The 19,735-nt window shown below is 66.9% G+C and carries 18 protein-coding genes; 15 read left to right on the top strand and 3 right to left on the bottom strand.

Going from position 1 to position 19,735, the window contains the following annotated elements; all coding sequences use genetic code 11:
* The 15 genes from ACXJL8_RS10195 to ACXJL8_RS10265 form a co-directional block, all read left to right on the top strand.
* Window positions 1-1,884, top strand: a 1,884-nt coding sequence (locus ACXJL8_RS10195; protein ID WP_456684951.1) for a Tm-1-like ATP-binding domain-containing protein, incomplete at its 5' end; no start/stop codon positions are given.
* Between the two features lie 3 nt (window positions 1,885-1,887).
* Window positions 1,888-2,721, top strand: a complete 834-nt coding sequence (locus ACXJL8_RS10200; RefSeq protein WP_456623790.1) for a phosphoenolpyruvate hydrolase family protein — start codon at window positions 1,888-1,890, stop codon at window positions 2,719-2,721.
* A gap of 26 nt (window positions 2,722-2,747) precedes the next feature.
* On the top strand, window positions 2,748-5,654 hold the full coding sequence (locus tag ACXJL8_RS10205) for a flotillin domain-containing protein (protein ID WP_456684952.1): 2,907 nt from the start codon (window positions 2,748-2,750) through the stop codon (window positions 5,652-5,654).
* 9 nt (window positions 5,655-5,663) lie between these two features.
* The gene (locus ACXJL8_RS10210) at window positions 5,664-6,101 is read left to right on the top strand and encodes an SRPBCC family protein (RefSeq protein WP_247390209.1); all 438 of its coding nucleotides are present in this window, start codon (window positions 5,664-5,666) and stop codon (window positions 6,099-6,101) included.
* Window positions 6,102-6,104: 3 nt separating this feature from the next.
* On the top strand, window positions 6,105-6,548 hold the full coding sequence (locus ACXJL8_RS10215; RefSeq protein ID WP_456623792.1) for an SRPBCC family protein: 444 nt from the start codon (window positions 6,105-6,107) through the stop codon (window positions 6,546-6,548).
* A 1-nt stretch (window position 6,549) separates the two neighbouring features.
* A complete protein-coding gene (locus ACXJL8_RS10220; protein ID WP_456623793.1) occupies window positions 6,550-7,368 on the top strand; it encodes an FAD binding domain-containing protein in 819 nt (272 codons plus the stop codon).
* A gap of 6 nt (window positions 7,369-7,374) precedes the next feature.
* Window positions 7,375-7,851: a (2Fe-2S)-binding protein gene (locus ACXJL8_RS10225; protein WP_456684953.1), complete on the top strand. Its 477-nt coding sequence runs from the start codon at window positions 7,375-7,377 to the stop codon at window positions 7,849-7,851.
* An 11-nt stretch (window positions 7,852-7,862) separates the two neighbouring features.
* Window positions 7,863-9,455, top strand: coding sequence for a xanthine dehydrogenase family protein molybdopterin-binding subunit (locus tag ACXJL8_RS10230; RefSeq protein ID WP_456623795.1), 1,593 nt, complete (start codon window positions 7,863-7,865; stop codon window positions 9,453-9,455).
* A complete protein-coding gene (locus tag ACXJL8_RS10235) occupies window positions 9,456-10,478 on the top strand; it encodes a xanthine dehydrogenase family protein molybdopterin-binding subunit (protein WP_456623796.1) in 1,023 nt (340 codons plus the stop codon). It begins immediately after the preceding gene.
* A gap of 10 nt (window positions 10,479-10,488) precedes the next feature.
* Window positions 10,489-11,370: an AAA family ATPase gene (locus ACXJL8_RS10240; protein ID WP_456623797.1), complete on the top strand. Its 882-nt coding sequence runs from the start codon at window positions 10,489-10,491 to the stop codon at window positions 11,368-11,370.
* Window positions 11,367-12,488 carry a vWA domain-containing protein gene (locus tag ACXJL8_RS10245; RefSeq protein ID WP_456623798.1) on the top strand — a complete coding sequence of 374 codons (1,122 nt, stop codon included), beginning with the start codon at window positions 11,367-11,369 and terminating at the stop codon, window positions 12,486-12,488. The genes ACXJL8_RS10240 and ACXJL8_RS10245 overlap by 4 nt, the downstream gene beginning before the upstream one ends.
* On the top strand, window positions 12,485-13,369 hold the full coding sequence (locus ACXJL8_RS10250) for an amidohydrolase family protein (protein WP_456623799.1): 885 nt from the start codon (window positions 12,485-12,487) through the stop codon (window positions 13,367-13,369). Before ACXJL8_RS10245 ends, ACXJL8_RS10250 begins: the two co-directional genes overlap by 4 nt.
* 30 nt (window positions 13,370-13,399) lie before the next feature.
* Entirely contained in the window at window positions 13,400-14,248 is an 849-nt protein-coding gene (locus tag ACXJL8_RS10255) for an MBL fold metallo-hydrolase (RefSeq protein ID WP_456623800.1), read from the top strand.
* Between the two features lie 20 nt (window positions 14,249-14,268).
* Complete coding sequence (locus ACXJL8_RS10260) at window positions 14,269-15,843, top strand: isochorismatase family protein (RefSeq protein ID WP_456623801.1); 1,575 nt, start codon at window positions 14,269-14,271, stop codon at window positions 15,841-15,843.
* Between the two features lie 3 nt (window positions 15,844-15,846).
* Window positions 15,847-16,473 carry an FMN-dependent NADH-azoreductase gene (locus ACXJL8_RS10265; protein WP_456623802.1) on the top strand — a complete coding sequence of 209 codons (627 nt, stop codon included), beginning with the start codon at window positions 15,847-15,849 and terminating at the stop codon, window positions 16,471-16,473.
* A gap of 87 nt (window positions 16,474-16,560) precedes the next feature.
* Here ACXJL8_RS10265 and ACXJL8_RS10270 read toward each other — a convergent pair whose 3' ends face one another.
* From ACXJL8_RS10270 to ACXJL8_RS10280, 3 genes are all read right to left on the bottom strand, one after another.
* Window positions 16,561-17,001: a RidA family protein gene (locus ACXJL8_RS10270; protein WP_456684954.1), complete on the bottom strand. Its 441-nt coding sequence runs from the start codon at window positions 16,999-17,001 to the stop codon at window positions 16,561-16,563.
* 17 nt (window positions 17,002-17,018) lie between these two features.
* Window positions 17,019-18,197 (bottom strand): acyl-CoA dehydrogenase family protein, encoded by a 1,179-nt coding sequence (locus tag ACXJL8_RS10275; RefSeq protein ID WP_456623804.1) that lies wholly within the window; start codon window positions 18,195-18,197, stop codon window positions 17,019-17,021.
* A 16-nt stretch (window positions 18,198-18,213) separates the two neighbouring features.
* Window positions 18,214-19,735: oxidoreductase (locus ACXJL8_RS10280; RefSeq protein WP_456684955.1), on the bottom strand; the 1,522-nt coding region annotated here is incomplete at its 5' end.

Here is a 19,735-nt window from a genome sequence, read left to right on the forward strand (position 1 = left end):
ATGCGGCGCGGTCCCTGGACGGTCGAGCGCGTCTACGACACCTTCCCGCGTCTTGCCGAGCGCAAGTCCAACGGCGGCAGCCAGCTCTCCGGCGGCGAGCAGCAGATGCTCGCGATCTCCCGCGCGCTGCTGACCAACCCGCATCTCCTGATCATGGACGAGCCCACCGAAGGCCTTGCGCCGGTCATCGTCTCCCAGGTCGAGGAGATGCTGGCGCGCCTCGGCGATGAAGGCGACATCTCCGTTCTGGTTATCGAGCAGAACATCGGCGTGGCGACGGCGGTGTCCCGCAATGTCGCCATCATGGTCAACGGCCGCGTCAATCGCATCATCGACTCCGCCCGGCTTGCCACCGACCGCGAGTTGCAACAGCGGCTGCTCGGGGTCGGAACGCATGGCGTAGACGAGGCGGAAATCGAGGCAGGACCAGCGAAGGCCGAAGCAGACGGCCCTCCCCAGCCGGCACGCAAGGGCCCGATCCGCGTCTACGTCTCCAATCCCGTGCAGCCGACACGTTGGTCGCAGCCGGTGCCGATCGCCCGTATCGAAGCTGCCGCTCGCACRCAGTCGACCGGTGTCACGCGACTGGAGGAAGCGACCCGCCAGCGGCGCGAGTCGCCGGCATCCCGGGCCTCCGGGCCGCAAGTCGTGCTGGTCGTCGGCACGCTTGACACCAAGGGCACGGAGCTGCGCTTCATCCGCGACATCGTCGCGGGTAGCGGCCTGCGCACGCGCCTGGTCGACGTCTCGACCAGCGGCAAGGCGACGAGTTGTGACGTCACCGCACAGGAGATCGCGCTGAACCATGGCCGCGGCGGCGCGAATGTGTTCGGCGCCGACCGCGGCGCCTCGGTGACCGCGATGGCTGATGCGTTCGAGAGATGGCTGAGACGCCAGGGCAACGTGGCCGGCATCATCTCGGCCGGCGGTTCGGGCGGCGCCTCACTGGTCGCACCCGGGATGCGGGCGTTGCCCATCGGTGTACCGAAGCTGATCATCTCCTCGGTCGCCTCCGGCGATGTCGGTCCTTACGTCGGCCCCGCCGACATCACCATGATGTATTCGGTGACCGACGTGCAGGGTCTCAACTCGATCTCGCGCACGGTGCTTGCCAATGGCGCCAACGCGATGGTCGGGATGGTCAAGGCCCGGCTTGACGAACAGGCCTCCAGGCAGCGCGACACGGGCCTACGTCTTCCCGCCATCGGCATCACCATGTTCGGCGTCACCACGCCGGCGGTGCAGAAAATCGCGGCCGACCTGCGCGACGACTTCGAATGCCTCGTCTTCCACGCCACCGGCGTCGGCGGCCGCTCGATGGAGAAGCTCGTCGAGTCGGGCCAGCTCGCCGGCGTGATCGATCTTACCACGACCGAGGTCTGCGACCTGCTGATGGGTGGCGTGTTCCCGGCAACCGACGACCGCCTCGGCGCCATCATCCGCAACCGCGTGCCCTATGTCGGTTCCGTCGGCGCGCTCGACATGGTCAATTTCGGCGCTCCCGACACCATCCCCGAGCGTTATCGGCGCCGTAAATTCCACGTCCACAATCCGCAGGTCACCCTGATGCGGACGACGCCGGAAGAAAATGAGCGCATGGGCCGCTGGATCGGCGAGAAGCTGAACCAGATGGATGGGCCGGTGCGCTTCCTCCTGCCCGAAGGCGGCGTCTCCGCGCTCGATGCGCCCGGGCAGCCGTTCTGGGATCCCGATGCGGACGGCGCGCTGTTCCGTGCACTGGAGCAGACCGTACGCCAGACCAGCAACCGGCAAATCACGCGCGTCAGGCGCAACATCAACGATCCCGAGTTCACCGCCGCCATCGTCGGCGCGTTCCGTCCTCTGCTCGGGCGCACCGGTGGACGGCGGAGAGTGGCGAGGTGACCCATGCCAAGGTTTGAACGCACAGCGCTGCTGAAGAAGTTTCGCGACATGGTCGCCCGTGGCGAGCCGATCGTCGGCGGCGGCGCCGGCACCGGGCTGTCGGCGAAGTGCGAGGAGGCCGGCGGCGTCGACCTCATCGTGATCTACAATTCCGGCCGCTACCGCATGGCCGGGCGCGGCTCGCTCGCCGGGCTGATGCCCTATGGCGATGCCAACGCGATCGTCGTGGAAATGGCAGCCGAGGTGCTGCCGGTCGTCAGCAAGACGCCGGTTCTCGCTGGCGTCAACGGCACCGACCCGTTCCGCGACATGGACGTTTTTCTCGACCAGTTGAAGACGCTCGGCTTTGCCGGCGTGCAGAACTTTCCGACCGTCGGGCTGATCGACGGCGTCTTCCGCGCCAATCTCGAAGAGACCGGCATGTCGTATGCGCTGGAGATCGACATGATAGCCAAGGCGCGCGAGAAGGATCTGCTGACCACGCCCTACGTCTTCAGCGAGAAGGAAGCCGCCGCGATGGCGATCGCGGGCGCCGACATCATCGTCTGCCACCTCGGGCTCACCACCGGCGGCACGATCGGCGCGCAGACCGCGCCGAAGCTGACGGACTGCCCGGCGCGGATCGACACCTGGGCTTCTGCCGCACTCAGCGTCAATCCGGACATCCTGGTGCTCGCCCATGGCGGTCCGATCGCGGACCCCGCGGATGCCGATTTCATCATGAAGAACACCCGCCATTGCCACGGCTTCTACGGCGCCTCCTCGATGGAGCGGCTGCCGGTGGAGCGGGCGCTGACGGATCAGGTACGCAAGTTCAAGGCGATCGGCGCGCGGTAACGCCGAGACGATTGAGGGAGGGAAACATGTCAGGGATCCTGGTCGGCGAGTTAATCCTCTGGCTGATCGTCGCGATCGTCGTGATCGTGGTTGGCGTCTACATCGTGAATTGGCTCTACCACCGCTCCTCCAAGGAGGTGTCGTTCGTCCGGACCGGCTTCCTCGGCGAGCGTGTGGTGATCAACGGCGGCGCCTTCGTGCTGCCCTTCATCCACGACTACACGCCGGTCAACATGAACGTGCTGCCGATGGGTATCGTGCGTTCCAAACAGGATGCCGTCATCACCCGCGACCGCATGCGCGTCGACATCGAGGCCGACTTCTATGTCCGCGTCCAGGCGACCCGCGAAGCCGTGTCGATCGCGGCCGCAACGCTGGGCCGCCGCACCATGGAGCCGGAGCAGCTTCACGCGCTGCTGGCCGGCAAGTTCATTTCCGCGATCCGCTCGGTCGCCTCGGAAATGACCCTGGAGGAAATGCATGAGCGTCGCGGCGACTATGTCGCCCGCGTCAAGACCAACGCGGCCGAAGCGCTCGCCCAGAACGGGCTTGAGCTCGAGTCGGTCGCCATCACCGACCTCGACCAGACCGATCTCGAATTCTTCAACCCGTCGAACCGCTTCGACGCCGAAGGTCTGACGCGCCTGATGGAGGACATCGAGGCCAAGCGGAAGCTGCGCAACGACATCGAGCAGGATTCGATGATCAGGATCCGCACCCGCAATCTGGAAGCCGAGCGGCAGGCGCTCGACATCGAGCGCGAGAGCGAGACCGCGCGCCTGGAGCAGGAGCGCGATATCGAGATGCGCCGCGCACTGCAACGGACGGAAGTCGCCCGCGAACGCGCGCTGCGCGAGACCGAGGCCGAGCAGGCGCAGATTTCCGCCCGCGAAACCATCGAACGTGCGCGGATCGCCAACGACCAGGCCATCGCGGAAGCCCGCATCGCCTCCGAGCGCGAGACCCGCCAGAAGGAGATCGAGCGCACCCGCACCATCGAAGAGAAGGAGCTTCAGGCGCGCGAGGAGATCGAGAAAACCCGGATCGCCAATCAGCGCTCCATCGACACGACCCGAATCGCGTCCGAGCGCGAGGTGCGCCAGCGCGAGATCGAGCGGATGCGCACCGTCGAGGAGGCCGAGATCGCGGCCCGCGAGGCGATCGAGAAGGCCCGGATCCAGCAGGACCGGGTCGTCACCGACGCCCGCATCGCCAACGAGGAGGAGACGCAGCGCCGCGAGATCGAGCGCACCCGCGCCGTGGACGAGGCAGAGATCGCGGCCCGTGAGGCCACCGAAAAGGCCCGTATCGCCCAGACCATGATCATCAATGTCGAGCGCATCTCCTCCGACGAGCGCACCCGTRCGCTGGAGATTCAGCAGGTCCGCACCATCCAGGAGGCGGAGATAGAGGCGCAGCGCGCCGTCGAAGCCGCCCGCATCGCACGCGAGCGGACACTGGCCGCCGACCGCATCGCCGCCGAGCAGAACACGCGGCAATTGGAGATCGAGCGCAACCAGATGCTGGAAGTCGCCGGCATCGCCGCGCGCGAGACCACCGAGGCTTCGCGCATCGCCCAGGAGGAGCGCGTCCGCTCGCTCGAGATCGCCCGCACCCGCGCCGTCGAGGAAGCCGACATCGCCTCCCGCGAGGCGATCGAGGCTGCCAGGATTGCGCAGGAGAAGGCCATCGCGGCCGACCGCATCCGGGCCGAGCGCGAGACGCGTTCGCTCGAGATCGAGCGGACCGGCGTGCTCGAGGCGGCCGAGCTGAAGCGGCGCGATGCGATCGAGCGCCAGCGGATCACTGTCGATCTCGCGCTCGAGACCGAACGGATCGCCTCGTCCAAGAAGCGGGAAGTCCTCAACATCGAGCAGAAGCGGGTGATCGAGATCGCCGACGAGGAGCGCGTCATTGCACTCTCGGCCAAGCGCTCGGAGCGCATCGATGCCGACCGCCAGGTCCGGCAAGCCGAGATCGTCGCCCGCAAGGAGGTCGAAACCACGGACGTCTCCCGTGAGCAGGCGCTGGAAGCCGCCCGGATCGAGCGCCGCCGCGCGATCGAGCAGCTCGAGGTCGCCCGCGTCCAGTCGCTCCAGGAGGCCGAGATCGCCTCCCGCGAGGAGGTCGAGCGCGCCCGCATTGCGTCAGATCGCGGCCTCGACGAGGCCCGTGTCGGCCGCGAGCGCGAACTGCGCAAGCTCGAGGTCAACCGCGAGAAGGAGGTCGAGACGGTCTTGATGGAGAAGGCGATCGCCATTCATCAGAAATCGCTGGAGGAGTCTGCCGCCAAGGCGCTGGCCGAGGAAGCGCGGATGCGGGCCACGGAGGCGACCGAACGCGTCATCACCGCGCGCGAGAGCGAGATCGCCAAGCGTCGCCGGACCGTCGAGGTGATGCTCGCCGAGAAACAGGCCGAGGAGACCCGCATCGCCGCCGAAGCCGAGCGCGTCCGCGCCGCCGTCGAAGCCGAGGCACAGCGCATGCTGAACGAAGCCGAGAACGTGCTCACCGACCAGGCGCGCTACTCGCTGTTCCGCCGGAAGCTGCTCGATCGCATCGAGGGCATCGTGCGCGAGAGCGTCAAGCCGATGGAGAAGATCGAAGGCATCCGCATCCTCCAGGTCGACGGCCTCAACGGCAACGGCCATGGCGGCAATGGCGGCCGCAGCGCCACCGACGAGGTGATCGATTCTGCGCTGCGCTACCGCGTGCAGGCACCGCTGATCGACTCGCTGCTGGCGGATATCGGCGTCGAAGGCGGCAGCCTCGCGAAGATGCCGGGCCTGATCCGCGAGGCCCGCGACATGCAGGGCATCAAGGAATCCGCGCGCAAGGGCGGCGGTGGCGGCGACAAGCCGGCTGCCTCACCTGCGCCCCCCGCCGAAGGCGGCGAACCGCCGGCCGAGCGCGGCCCGCGGAAGAAGAGCTGAGGTCGCACCATGCCCCGCGTCTACGTCTCCACCGTCGTCAACGCGCGCAACGACCGCGTCTGGGCGCGGGTCCGCGACTTCAACGGCCTGCCGAACTGGCACCCGGCGATCGCCGAGAGCCGCATCGAGGGGGGCGAGCCTTCAGACAAGATCGGTTGCGTCAGGGATTTCCGCCTGCGCAACGGCGACCGCATCCGCGAGAAGCTCCTGGGCCTTTCCGACTACGACATGTTCTGCACCTATTCGATCCTGGAATCCCCGATGGGCGTCGAGAATTACGTCGCGACCCTGCGGCTCACACCGGTCACCGACGGCGACCAGACCTTCATGGAATGGACCGCTGAATTCGATTGCGCGCCCGAACGGGAGACGGAGCTCGTCAGCAACATCGGCGGCGGCGTGTTCCAGGGCGGCTTCGACGCCCTCAAGCGCGTGTTCGGAGGCTGATCCGTGCCGCATATCGTCAAGAGCACCATCCTGGACGCGCCGACCGACGCGGCGTGGTCGGTGCTGCGCGATTTCAACGGGCATGACCGCTGGCACCCGGCGGTCGCGACCTCCTCGATCGAACGGGCGCAGCCTTCCGACAAGATCGGCTGCGTCAGGCGCTTCAAGCTCAAGGACGGCTCGGAGCTGCGCGAGCAGTTGCTGGCGCTGTCCGATCTCGAACAGACCTTCAGCTATTGCCTGCTCGATACACCGATCCCGATGTTCAACTACGTCGCCCATGTCCGCCTGCTGCCGGTCACCGACGGCGACCGCACCTTCTGGCACTGGGAATCGCGTTTCACCACGAAACCCGAGGACCGGGCCCGCATTACCCATATGGTCGCCGAAGACATCTACCAGGCCGGATTCGAGGCGATCCGCCAGCACCTGAAGGAGGCCGCATAGCATGGCCGTGACGGTAAAGACCTTTGCAAGCGCCAGCGAGGCGGCCGGAGCGCTGTCCTCGGACCGGAGCGCGCGCTATCTCGGCGGCGGCACGCTGGTGATGCGCGCGCTGAACGAGGGCGACGTCTCGGTCTCAACGGTCGTCCGCGCCAGCGACCAGGCGCTGACCCGGATCGACGCATCCGGCCCGCGCGTGACGCTCGGGGCCGGTGTCACCTTCGCGCGGATCCTCGCCGAGCGCGATCTCGCCTTCCTGCACGCCCCTGCCCGCTCGATCGGCGGCCCCGCCGTACGCAACATGGGCACGGTCGGCGGCAATCTGTTCGCGCCGATCCCGTACGGCGACTTCACGGTCGCGCTGCTCGCGCTCGATGCCTCGGTCGCCGTGCAGGGCGGCTTTGGCGCGCGCGACATTCCGATCGAGGAGTTCCTGCAGTCGCGCGAGCGGCAAGCCGGCACACTGGTGCTGTCGGTGTCGTGTACCCGACCGGCGAGCAGCGAGGCGTTCCGCTACCGCAAGATCGCGCGCATCAAGCCGAAGGGCGGCTCCGTCATTACGATCGCCGCGCATCTGCCGGTTTCGGGCGGCCGCATCGTCGGCGCGCGCATCGCACTGGGCTCGATGGCGCCGACGCAGATCCGCGCCCGCGCCGCCGAACGCGCGCTGGAAGGACGTTCGCTGGATGTCGCCACGATCGCGGCCGCGGCTTCCGCCGCCGGCGAAGGAACATCCCCAGCGGACAACGCGCTTGGGAGCGCCTGGTACCGCCGCGAGATCGTCGGCGTGCATCTGCGTCGCCTTTTGTCCGGCCAGGAATAGATCGTCATGTCGAAGATACCACTGCAGTTTCGTCACAACGGCCGCGACGTCGCGATCTTCGTCGATGGCGGCACCAACCTGCTGGTGGCGCTGCGCGAGCTGATCGGCGACATGACGCCCAAATTCGGCTGCGGCCAGGGCGGCTGCGGCACATGCAGCGTGCTGATCGACGGCGAGCTCCATCTCTCCTGCCTGACGCTCGCCGAGACGATCGCCGGCCGTTCCGTCGAGACGCTCGACGGCATGAAGCAGGGTCCGAACCTGCATCCGCTCCAGCGCGCCTTCGCCGACAATTTCGCCGCCCAGTGCGGCTATTGCACGCCGGGCATGCTGATGGCTGCGAWGGCGCTGCTCGACCGCAATCCCTCCCCGAGCCGTGACGAGGTCGTCGAGGCGATCTCCGGCAACATCTGCCGCTGCACCGGTTACGAGCCGATCATCAATGCCATCCTTGCCGCCGCGGGCGGCCGGGCCAGCGCCTGAAGGACCTGACCATGCTGGAACTGCGCAAGGACATTTTTGCCGACGAGCGCGACGATAATTTGAACGAAATTGGCAAGGGCACGCAACGCCAGGACATGCTCGGCCATGTCACGGGCACGTCGAGCTATTTCAACGACCATAAGCTACAGGGCATGCTGCATCTGAAGGTCGTTCGCTCGACGCAGGCGCATGCCAGAATTCGCCGCATCGACACCACCGACGCCGAGCGCTCGGCCGGAGTGCGCCGGATCATCCGCGGCACTGATGTGCCGCGCAACCTCAATACGCTTCTGAGCCTGATCAATTTCGGCAAGGATGACGAGCCGTCGCTGGCGGTCGACAAGGTCCGCTACAAGGGCGAGCCGATCGTCGCCATCGTCGCCGACAGCGAGCGGGAAGCGTTCGAGGCCGTGGCAAAGGTCAAGGTCGACTATGAGCCGCTGCCGGCCGTGTTCGACGTCGAGGACGCGCTGAAGCCCGGCGCGCCCGTCGTCAACGAAACCTATCCCAAGAACACATTTACCTATCACGAGACTTATGATCACCAGAAGCTGCGCTTCGGCGATGCCGACGCGGCGCTGGCGACCGCCGATCACGTGCTGGAGCAGCGCTACCAGATGTCTCCGATCGAGCACGCGCCGACCGAGACCAACGGTGCGATCGCCGCACCCGACACCAACGGTCGCTATGTGGTCTACACCTCGACGCAGGCGTTGTTCTTCTCGGTCGACACCTGCGCCAAGATCCTGGACATCCCCTCAAATACCTTCCACTTCATCGGCGGCACGGTCGGCGGCGGGTTCGGCGGCAAGGTGGACACGCTGACCGAACCGCTCGCCATCCTCGGCGCGATGTTGACCGGGCGGCCGGTGCGCTACGTATTCGGACGCGAGGAGGAGATGCAATACGGACCGCCACGTGGCGCCGAGCGCATCTACATCAAGGACGGAGTGATGCGGGATGGCCGTGTCATCGCGCGAAAAATCCGCGCCTATTTCGATAGCGGTGCCTACACGCGGCTTTCGAGCTACGCCGCCGTGAAATGCGCCGCGCACCTGCCTGGGCCCTACACCATCCCGAACGTCTATGGCGACGTCTATTGTGTCTTCACCAACCGCACGCCGGCGACCGCAATGCGCGGCTTCGGCGTCACCGCGATGGACTATGCGATCGAGTGCCAGATGGACAAGCTCGCAAACCTCGTCGGCATGGATCCGATGGAATTCCGCATCCTCAACGCCTATCGCGATGGCGACATGAAGGCGCACCGACGCGAAGCCAAGAACACCGCGCTGATCGAATGCGTCCAGGTCGCGGCCGAGAAAGCCAAATGGCCGATCCGCGACGAGTTCAAGCGGGCATCCTCGCGCAAGGACGGCGGCGGCAGCCGCGCCGTGATCCCACCGACGCCGACGGATTCGCGGGCCCGGCCTGCGGCTCCAGCGCAGCAGCGTACCAGCTACGACCGGCTTCCCCCCACCGTCACCCGTGAACCGCCGCGCGAGCCGCCTCCACCCGCTCCGCCGCCGCCCTCGCCGCGGCCGGCTTCGCCTTCGCATGGCGCAACCCGTTTCTCCTCCGTCTTCGGCACCAGGAGGCGCTAGATGACAAGGCATCGCGGACGCGGCATCGCGTCGATCAACTATCCCATCGGCATGAACCTCGGCGGGGACCCCAGCCAGGCRCTGGTGCACTCCAATCCCAGCGGCAAGTTCACCGTGGCGCTGTCGTCGATCGACCTCGGCCAGGGCATGAAATCGGTGACGCGGCAGATCTGCGCGGAGACGCTCGGCGTGCCGGTGGAGGACGTCTATGTCGACACGGCGGACTCCGACACCGGTCCACATTGCATGGGCTCGTTTGCCTCGCGCGGCACCCATCGCGTCGGCAATGCCGTGATGGCGGCAGCGCGCGAGGCGCGCGGCGTGATGATGGAAGCCGCGGCCGAGGAACTTGAGGTCAACGCCGCGGACCTGGAGACCGACGGACGCGGCAACATCCACGTCAAGGGCGCGCCGCACCGCTCGATCTCGACCAAGGACGTCGCCATCGCCGCCCAGTTCAAGCAGGGCAAGACGATCTCCGGCCGCGGCATTTTCCTTGTACCGCTGTCCGACGTCGACCCCGAGACCGGCGAGATGTCGCCGGCGACCTGCTACGCGCATGCTTGCCTCGTCGCCGAGGTCGAGGTCGACGACGAGACCGGCGAGGTCGCGATGGTGCGAATGGACTCCGCCTATGAGCTCGGCCGCGCGCTCAATCCCCGGCTGGTCGAGCAGCAACTGGTCGGCGGCGCCTGGATGGGCGTCAGCCACGCGCTGTACGAGACGCCGGAGCCGTACTATCCCGACCCCGTTCACGGACCCCGCGATTTCGTCGAATATCTGATGCCCGGCCCCGGCGACATCTGTCCGCACGACATCGCCGTGCTGGAGCGCCCTGCTCCCGATGGGCCGTTCGGCGCCAAGGGCCCCGGCGAGATGTGCGCCAATCCTGTGCTGCCGGCCGTTGCCAACGCCATCTTCAACGCCGTCGGCGTGCGCATCGACGATCTGCCGATCACGCCGGAGAAGGTGCTGCGCGCGATCAAGTCCCAGGGCGGCGCGCGGCCCCAGGCGCGGCGCTGAGGTTTGGTCCATGGCCGTCCGCAGCAACATCGTCGGCATCGACAGCCCGGAGGCGCTGGAGAAGGCGCTGCGCGCGGCCTACTACCTCGCCGACGAAGGTCTTGCGACCGCCGCCTATCTCGGCCTTGCGCTCGGCAAGCCGCTGCTGCTCGAAGGCGCGCCAGGCGTCGGCAAGACGGAAGCCGCAAAGGCAATCGCCGCCGTGCTCGGCCGCCGGCTGATTCGGCTGCAATGCTATGAGGGCATCGACGCCTCCGCCGCGCTCTACGAATGGAACTATCCGCGCCAGATGCTGGCGATCCGCCAGGCCGGCGACGAGAGCATCGACATCTACGGCGAGAGCTTCCTGATCGAGCGGCCGATGCTGGCGGCGCTGCGCGCGCCCGATTCCACCGTGCTGCTGATCGACGAAATCGATCGCGCCGACCAGGAGTTCGAGGCATTCTTGCTCGAGTTCCTCTCCGACTTCCAGATATCCATCCCCGAGCGCGGCACGGTGCGCGCCGCGGAACGCCCTGTCGTCGTGCTGACGTCGAACCGGACGCGCGACCTGCATGAGGCATTGCGCCGCCGCTGCGTCTATCACTGGATCGACTATCCCACCGCCGAGCGCGAGGCGCGCATCGTGATGATGCGGGCCTCCAGCGTCGCCGAGGCCACCGCGCGCGCCGTGGTCGCCGCGGTGGAAAAGCTGCGACGCGAGCCGCTGAGCAAGGCGCCGGGGATCGCGGAGGCTGTCGACTGGGCCGAGGCGGCGACGCTGCTGCACAAGGGCGGCGCGCGTTGGCCCGACGCCTTCAAACGCTCGATCGGCGTGGCGCTGAAGGACGAGGAAGATTTGCACTTCATGTCGCCCCGGCTCGACGCGCTGCTGGCGGAGGCGACCGCATGAGCATCGAGAACCCGCTCCCGCGCGCCGCCCGCATCTTCGTCTCCTTCGTTTCGCTGCTCCGCGCGAACGGCTTCGCCGTAGCGCCGGAACAGACCACCGCGTTCCTCACCGCGATCGAGCTGCTCGGCCCGCGTGACCTCGGCGACATCAGGCAGGCGGCGCTCGCCACCCTCGCCCCGCCCCCCGAGCGACGTGCGACCTTCGACCGCCTGTTCGATCTGCACTTCCGCGGCAGCGAATCCATTGAGCATGCCGCCGACGGCGAGGACGACGAGTCGGTTCGCCTCCAGGAGGAAGGCCGCGGCGACGAGGAACCGCTATTATCCGACGACGCCAATGAATCCGGCCTGACCGCGACCCGCATCGAGGCGCTGGTCGACCGCCGCTTCGCCCAGCTCTCAACGACCGATGCGCTCCGCCGCCTCGCGCGCGAGGCCCCGAGGCGCCTGCCGCGGCGTCGCGGCCACCGGCGCATGCGCGCCCGCCGCGGGCCGTTTGCGGATTTGCGCCGCACCTTGCGCGACTCCGTCCGCAGCGACGGCGAGATCTTGCGGCTCGGGCACCTGAAGCGGCGCCAGCGCCCGCGCAAGTTCCTGCTCCTGATCGACGTCTCCGGCTCCATGAAGAGCCGCACCGAGGAGAACATCAGGCTCGCGCATGCGCTGGTGCAGGCTGCGCCCAATGTCGAGGTCTTCACCTTCGGAACGCGGCTGACCCGCGTCACCCGCGCGCTGCGGCTGAAGCGCCGCGAGCAGGCCCTGAACGCCGCCGCGCATCTCGTCAGCGACTGGGACGGCGGCACCCGGATCGGCGACGCCTTGCAAGCCTTCCTCGCAGTGCCCCGGTTCGGCGGTTATGCGCGCGGGGCGGCTGTGGTCGTCGTCTCGGATGGCCTGGAACGCGGCGAGCCCGACGCATTGCGTGACGCYGTCGCCAAGCTGTCGCGGCGCGCCTGGCGCCTGAGCTGGCTGACGCCGCTCGCCACGAGCCAGGGCTTTCGCCCGCAGACGGAAGCGCTTGTTGCGATCGAACGCTATGTCGACGACCTCGTCGACGGCGGATCGAGCGCGTCGATCGTCGCGCATGTGCTGGCGCTGGGACGAAGGAGAGTTGCGTGACCGATATTGTCGACGGGCATCACCACATCTGGCGGCAGGCCGACCTGCCCTGGCTGACCGGCCCCATGCAGCCGCGCATCTTCGGCCCTTACGAGCCGATCCGGCGTGATTATCCGATCCAGGAATATCTCGACGACCTCAAGCACACCGGCGTCACCCGCTCGGTCTACGTCCAGACCAACTGGGCCAATGACCGCTTCGAGGACGAGGCGGCCTGGGTGCAGCAGACGGCCGACGCGCACGGCTGGCCTCATGCCATCGTCGCCTACGCCAATTTCGCCGTGGACGACGTGCGTCCGCAACTCGACCGGCTGAAGCGCTATTCCCTGGTGCGCGGCGTCCGCATGCAACTGCACTGGCACGAGAACCCGCTCTATCGCTTCGCGGCAAAGCCCGATCTCTGCGTCGATCCCGTGATCCGCCGCAATATTTCGCACCTCGCCGACTACGGCTGGAGCTTTGATCTTCAGGTGTTCACGCCGCAGATGCCGGACGCGGCACAGCTGGCGGAGGCCTGTCCCAAGGTGACCTTCATCCTCCAGCATGCCGGCATGCTGGAGGACCTTTCGCCGGCTGGCCGCGCCGCCTGGCGCGCCGGGATGGCGCGGCTCGCGGCATGTCCGAACGTGGTCTCGAAGCTCTCCGGGCTCGGCACCTTCATCCATCGCAACGATCCCGCGCATATCGCCGCCGTGCTCATCGACACCGTCGCGATCTTCGGCGCTGATCGCAGCCTGTTCGGCTCCAATTTTCCGATCGAGAAATTGTGGACCAGCTATCGCGCGCTGGTCGACGCGTTTCGTGCAGCCGCCGCGCCGCTGACGACCGAGCAGCAGGACGCAATCTTCAGGACGACGGCGACGCGCGTCTATCGGCTTTGACAGACAAGAACAGAACAGGGAGGGAAACGAATGGCGCTGGAGATCAAGATCCTGGACTATGGCGATATCGAGCTGGAATCGAGCTTTCTGGTTCTCGGTCGCGACTGCGGCCGCACCCGCCGCGTCCTCACACTCGGCTTTTTGATCCTTGGCGGCAAATATCCGGTCGTGGTGGATACGGGTTACCGCTCCAACCAGATCATGGAAACGCTGGGGATGCGCGGCCTGCAATACCACGAGCACATGATCGAGAACCAGCTCGCCCGCCATGGCGTGCGCATGGGCGACGTGCGCTTCGTCTGCCATACCCATCTCCACATCGACCATGCCGGCAAGGACGATCTGTTTCCGATGAACACGACCGTCGTCCTCAACCGCAAGGAGCTGGAATATTCCGTCTCCGGCCTGATGCACCCGCAATATCCGGCACCCGACATCAAGCATCTCATCGATCGGCTACACACCAAGAGCGCGTTGCGTTTCCTCGATCTCGAGATCACCGGCCCGATCGAGCTGATGCCCGGCGTCTATTGCGACGCCGCCAACGCCCACACCGAGGGCTCGATGAACATCATCGTCGAGACCGCGGACGGCATCGCGACCATCTGCGGCGACGTGATCTACGACTTCAACGATCAGATCGTCACACCCTTCCACGAGATTCACGACTGGGAGCCACGCACTACCGGCAATCACGGCACCACCAAGCGCGCGGAGAAGGCCGCGATCAAGAAGCTCCTCAGCAGTTCGCGCTATCTGCTGCCGGTGCACGACCGCCCCGCCAAGATCGAGGGCGGCAATGTCGTGGGACGGCTGCACGACCAGGTCCCCGGCCCGATCGTGCAGTCGCTGCCCGAGCGCAACTGGTTCCCGGCTTGACGCCACCCGAGGATCGACCGATGACGCATGTCACCTTGCGAAGCGAGTTCGAGACACTGATCGACCCCTACGCGCCGGTCGCACAGATCGGCACCGGCTTCGACTTCACGGAGGGACCGGTCTGGCATCCGGTCGATCACTATCTGCTGTTCTCGGACATGCCGGGCGACGTGCGGCGGCGCTGGGACCCACGGCGCGGCGTCGCCGAGGTCAGGCGCCCGTCGAACAAATGCAACGGCATGACCTATGACGCCGAGCTGAACCTGATCGTCTGCGAGCACGCGACCTCCTCGCTGGTCCGCGAACGGCCGGACGGGCGGCGCGAGGTGCTGGCCTCGCACTTCCAGGGCCAGGAGCTCAACAGCCCGAACGACGTCTGCGTGCACTCCTCCGGCGCGATCTATTTTTCGGACCCGTGGTACGGCCGCATGCCGGTCTATGGCGTCGAGCGACCGCGGCAACTCGGCTTTCAGGGCGTCTATCGCGTCGTGCCCGGCAGCGAACCGAAGCTCGTGGTGGAGCGCACCCTGTTCGACCAACCGAACGGCCTCTGCTTCGCGCCTGACGAGAAGCTGCTCTATGTCAACGACACCGTGCAGGCGCTGATCCGCGTATTCGACGTCGACAGCGACGGGTCGTTGTCGAACGCGCGCGTGTTCGCAAGCGGCATCCGCTCCGAGCTCGAGCCCGGCTTGCCCGACGGCATGAAGTGCGACCAGCACGGCAATGTCTGGGTCACCGCGCCTGGCGGCGTCTGGGTCTATTCGCCGCGCGGCGAACTGCTCGGCAAGGTCCGCCTCCCCGAGCTCGTCGCCAACCTCGCCTGGGGCGGCCCGGATTTCCGCACGCTGTATCTGACTTCGACGCACTCCGTTTATGCCATCCCGACCAAGGCCGGCCCGCGCCATGAACCCTATATGAGCGGCAAGCATGCGGGCGGCAGCGCGGCTGTCGGCCCCGCGCCCGCCAGCGCCATCCTTGCCGATGGCGAGATGCGGCTCGATCCGCAACGCTGCGCCATGATCATCCAGGACCTCCAGAACGACGTCATCATGGACGGCGGCGCGTTTGCCGACTCCGGAGCGCCGGGGCATGCGCGCCAGCAGCACGTCGTCGAGAACGTCCGCCGCCTCGCCGAGACCGCGCGCGCGCGCGGCGTCGCCATCATCCACGTCTGGTTCATCGTCGAGCCCGGCGCACCCGGAGTGACGCTGAACGCGCCGCTGTTCGAAGGCCTGGTCGACAGCAAGGCGATGGTGCGCGGAAGCTGGGGCGCGGCGCCCGTGTCAGGTCTCGAGCCAAGGCCCGGCGATTTCGTGGTCGAGAAGATGCGGATGAGCGCCTGGGAGGGCACGCGGCTCGAGACGATCCTGAAAGCCACCGGCCGCGACATGCTCATCAACACCGGTGCCTGGACCAACATGTCGATCGAGCACACCGCGCGCACCGGAGCCGACAAGGGCTATTTCATGATCGTGCCCGAGGATTGCTGCTCGACCATGAATTCCGACTGGCACAACGCCTCGATCAATTTTGCCATGCAGAACGTCGCGGTCGTCACACGGGCGGATGCGGTCATCAGAGCGCTGGGATGAACTGTGGCCAAGCTCCTGCACCTGTCCTGCTCGCCCCGCGTCGACTCCGAGTCGAGCGCCGGCGCGCGCGTCTTCCTTGACGGCTTTCGTCAGGCACGGCCGGATTGGGACATCGATGTGATGGATCTCTGGCGAGAGCGGATGCCGGAGTTCGCAGGTCCGATCGTCGAGGCCAAATATGCGCGGATGAAGGCACAGGCCTTCAACGACGCGCAACGGGCGGGCTTTGCCGAGGCCGAACGGATGGCGCTGCGGTTCTCACTGGCCGATCGGGTGCTGATATCGACGCCAATGTGGAATTTCGGCATCCCCTACAAGCTGAAGCAGTGGTTCGACATTGTCATCCAACCCGGGTTGACGTTCAGATTCGACCCGGCGCGGGGCTATCTTCCGCTGCTGAACGACCGACCGACCATCGTCATCCTCGCCAGCGGCAGCGACTTCGTCACCGGCATGAATCGCGGCCGCATCGACATGGCGACACCCTATTTGCGCGAGGCGCTGCGTTTCATTGGCGTCAGCGACGTGCGCTTCGTGCCGATCGGGCCTACCACCGGCCCGGCGGACCCGATCCTTGCCGCACGCGAGACGGCGTATCGACGGCTCGGCGAGATCGCCGCGCGGTTTTGATCGAACGGTCCCGCGCCACGCTTTCCACGCCATCGCGATCCCTATGGCACGAGCGACATCGGATTTCGAACTGATGCCCCGCGCAGATCAACGCGGGACAACGGCAGTCGCTTCGATCTCGACGCGCGCCGATGCCTCGACAAGCCGCACGACCTGCACAAGCGCCATGCTGGGATAGTGGCTGCCGATGACCTCGCGATAGGCCTTGCCGAGCGCCTTGAGATTGGAGACGTATTCGTCCATGTCGACGACATACCAGGTCAGGCGCACCAGATGTTGCGGTCCCGCGCCGCCCTCGGCCAGGATCGCCACGATGTTTTCGRGGGTCTGCCGGACCTGCGCGATAAACCCGTCGGCAAATCGACCTGCAACGTCCCAGCCGACGACCCCGCCGGTGACGACGAGACGGCCGTCGGCCATCATGCCGTTCGCGTATCCCTTCGGCTGTGGCCAGCCGCTGGGCTGGAGCGCCTGCGGACCGCCGGTCGTGGCGGGGTTCGCGGCAAATGGTTGTCTCGTCATGGTCATGAGTAACTTTCCGAATCTCAGCGCGGCTTGAGGATGTCGCGCGCAACAATCAGCTTCTGGACCTCGGTCGCGCCCTCGTAGATCCGCAATGCGCGGATTTCGCGGTAGAGGCTTTCGACGATCTCGCCCTTGCGTACGCCGCGGCCGCCGAACATCTGCACGGCGCGGTCGATGACACGCTGCGCGGTCTCGGTGGCCGTCAGCTTTGCCATCGCCGCCTCGCGCGTGGTGGGTAACTTCTGCACGTCGCGGCGCCAGGCCGCGCGATAGGTCAGGAGCGCAGCCGCGTCGGTATCCGTTGCCATATCGCCGAGCGCCGCCTGGGTCAGCTGGAGATCGCCGAGCGTCGCACCGAACATGTGCCGGCTGCGCGCATGCGCCAGCGCTTCATCGAGCGCCCGCCGCGCAAAGCCGAGGGCGGCGGCGGCGACCGAGGCGCGGAAGATGTCCAGCGTCTGCATCGCGAGCTTGAACCCAGCGCCCGGCGCGCCAAGACGCCGGTTCGCAGGAATCCGGCAGTTCGTGAAACGCAATGTCGCCAGCGGATGCGGCGCAATGACATCGATGCGATCGGCGATGCTGAAGCCGGGATCATCCGGAAAGACCACGAAGGCCGAGATGCCGCGAGCGCCCGGCGCCTCCCCGGTCCGCGCGAACAGCGTGTAGACGTCGGCGATCCCGCCGTTGGAGATCCAGGTCTTCTCGCCGTCGATGACATAGTCGCTGCCCTCGGCGCGAGCGGTGCAGGACATCGCCGCGACGTCGGAGCCCGCGTCCTTCTCCGACAGCGCAAACGCCGCAAGCCATTCGCCGGACCGAACCTTTGGCAGCACGGCCTTGCGCAATTCCGCGGAGCCGCCGAGCGCGATCGCGCCGGAGCCGAGCCCCTGCATGGCGAAAGCGAAATCGGCGAGGCCGTCGGCATAGGCCAGAGATTCGCGCGACAGGCAGATCGAGCGGGAATCGATCGTGGCCGCATCCCCATCGAGCGCCGCAACGGCACAATCGAGCAGCCCCGCCTCGCCCATCGCGCGCACCAGCTTGCGGCAGGCGCCGTCGACGTCATCATGGTCGATCTTATCGATCGCCCCCGACTGGACGAAGCGGTCGAGCGCCTCTGCGATTGTGCGGTGACGCGCCTCAAAGAACGGCCAGTCCAGCCACTCACGCCGGATCACTTTTGCAACGGAGCTCATAGGGTGCCTCCTCCGTTCATTGAGCAGCGGCGGCCGCGGCCGCGCGCGCCAGATTGGCTTCGTACTGCCCCTTGGCGGACAGATATTGCTTCGGCCAGTTGACCGCGGTGATGCCGATGCGCGCCGCCTCGTGCAATGTCCAGGCAGGATCGGCGAGATGCGGCCGCGCGATCGCGCAGAGATCGGCACGGCCCGCGGCCAGGATCGAGTTGGCATGGTCCGCTTCGGAAATCGCGCCGACCGCGATGGTTTCGATGCCGACTTCGTTGCGGATCAGATCGGCGAAGGGTGTCTGGAACAGACGCCCATAGATCGGCCGCTCCTCCTTCCAGACCTGCCCCGAGGAGCAGTCGATCAGGTCTGCACCTGCCTCTTTGAACATCGCGGCAAAAATCGCGGCATCGGCCGGCGTATTGCCGCCTTCGGTCCAGTCGTGGCAGGACAGGCGCACCGACATTGGCCGATCCGACGGCCATGCGGCACGCATCGCCTTGAACACCTCCAGCGGAAACCGCGCGCGGTTCTCGTGGCTGCCGCCGTATTCGTCCGTGCGCCGGTTGGTCAGCGGCGACAGGAAGCTCGACAGCAGGTAGCCGTGCGCGCAATGGAGCTCGAGCCATTCGACGCCGGCCGCCGCCGCACGGCGGGTCGCCGCGACGAAATCGTCGCGCACGCGATCCATGTCGCTGCGGTCCATCGCCCGCGGCAGCTGGCTGTTGGGCAAATACGGCAACGCCGACGCCGAGATCAGCGGCCATTCGCCGGATTCAAGAGGTTGATCGATCCCTTCCCACGGCACTCTCGTCGCGCCCTTGCGGCCGGCATGGCCGAGTTGAATTCCCACCTTGGCATGTCCGACACTGTGAACAAGATCGACCAGCCGGCGCCACTGCGCCCCCTGCGCATCGTTCCAGAGCCCGAGACAACCCGGCGTGATCCGCGCATCAGGCGAGACGCATGTCATCTCGGCAAAGACCAGCGCGGCGCCGCCCATGGCGCGCGCACCGAGATGGGCGATATGGAAGTCGTCGATGAGCCCGCCCTCGGCCGAATACATCGCCATCGGCGAAACCATGATGCGGTTCGCAAGCGTCAGGCCCCGCACGCGATGCGGCGTCAGCATTGGCGGCGGCACGCGCTCGCCGTCCTTTGCGGCGACGCCCGCGCGCGCGGCAAACCAGCGCTCAAAACCCTCGAGCCACGTGCGGTCACGCAGCCGAAGGTTTTCGTGGCTGATTCGCTGTGAGCGCGTCAGCATCGAATAGAAGAACTGCGGCGGCTCGAGCGTATCGGCGTAGCGCCGGCCCACCACCTCGAACCACTCCATGGCGTTACGTGCGGCATTCTGGATCCGCGCCACGTCGACGCGGCGCACCTCCTCGTAGGCCTCCAGCACGGTCTCGATGCTGTCGCGCCCGTGGCCATGGCGGTCGAACTGGTTGGCGAGCTCGATCGCGTCGTCGAGCGCGAGCTTGGTGCCGGAGCCGATGGCAAAATGCGCGGTGTGCGCGGCATCGCCCATCAGCACGACATGGGAG

The organism is Bradyrhizobium sp. P5_C11_2, assembly GCF_054049755.1.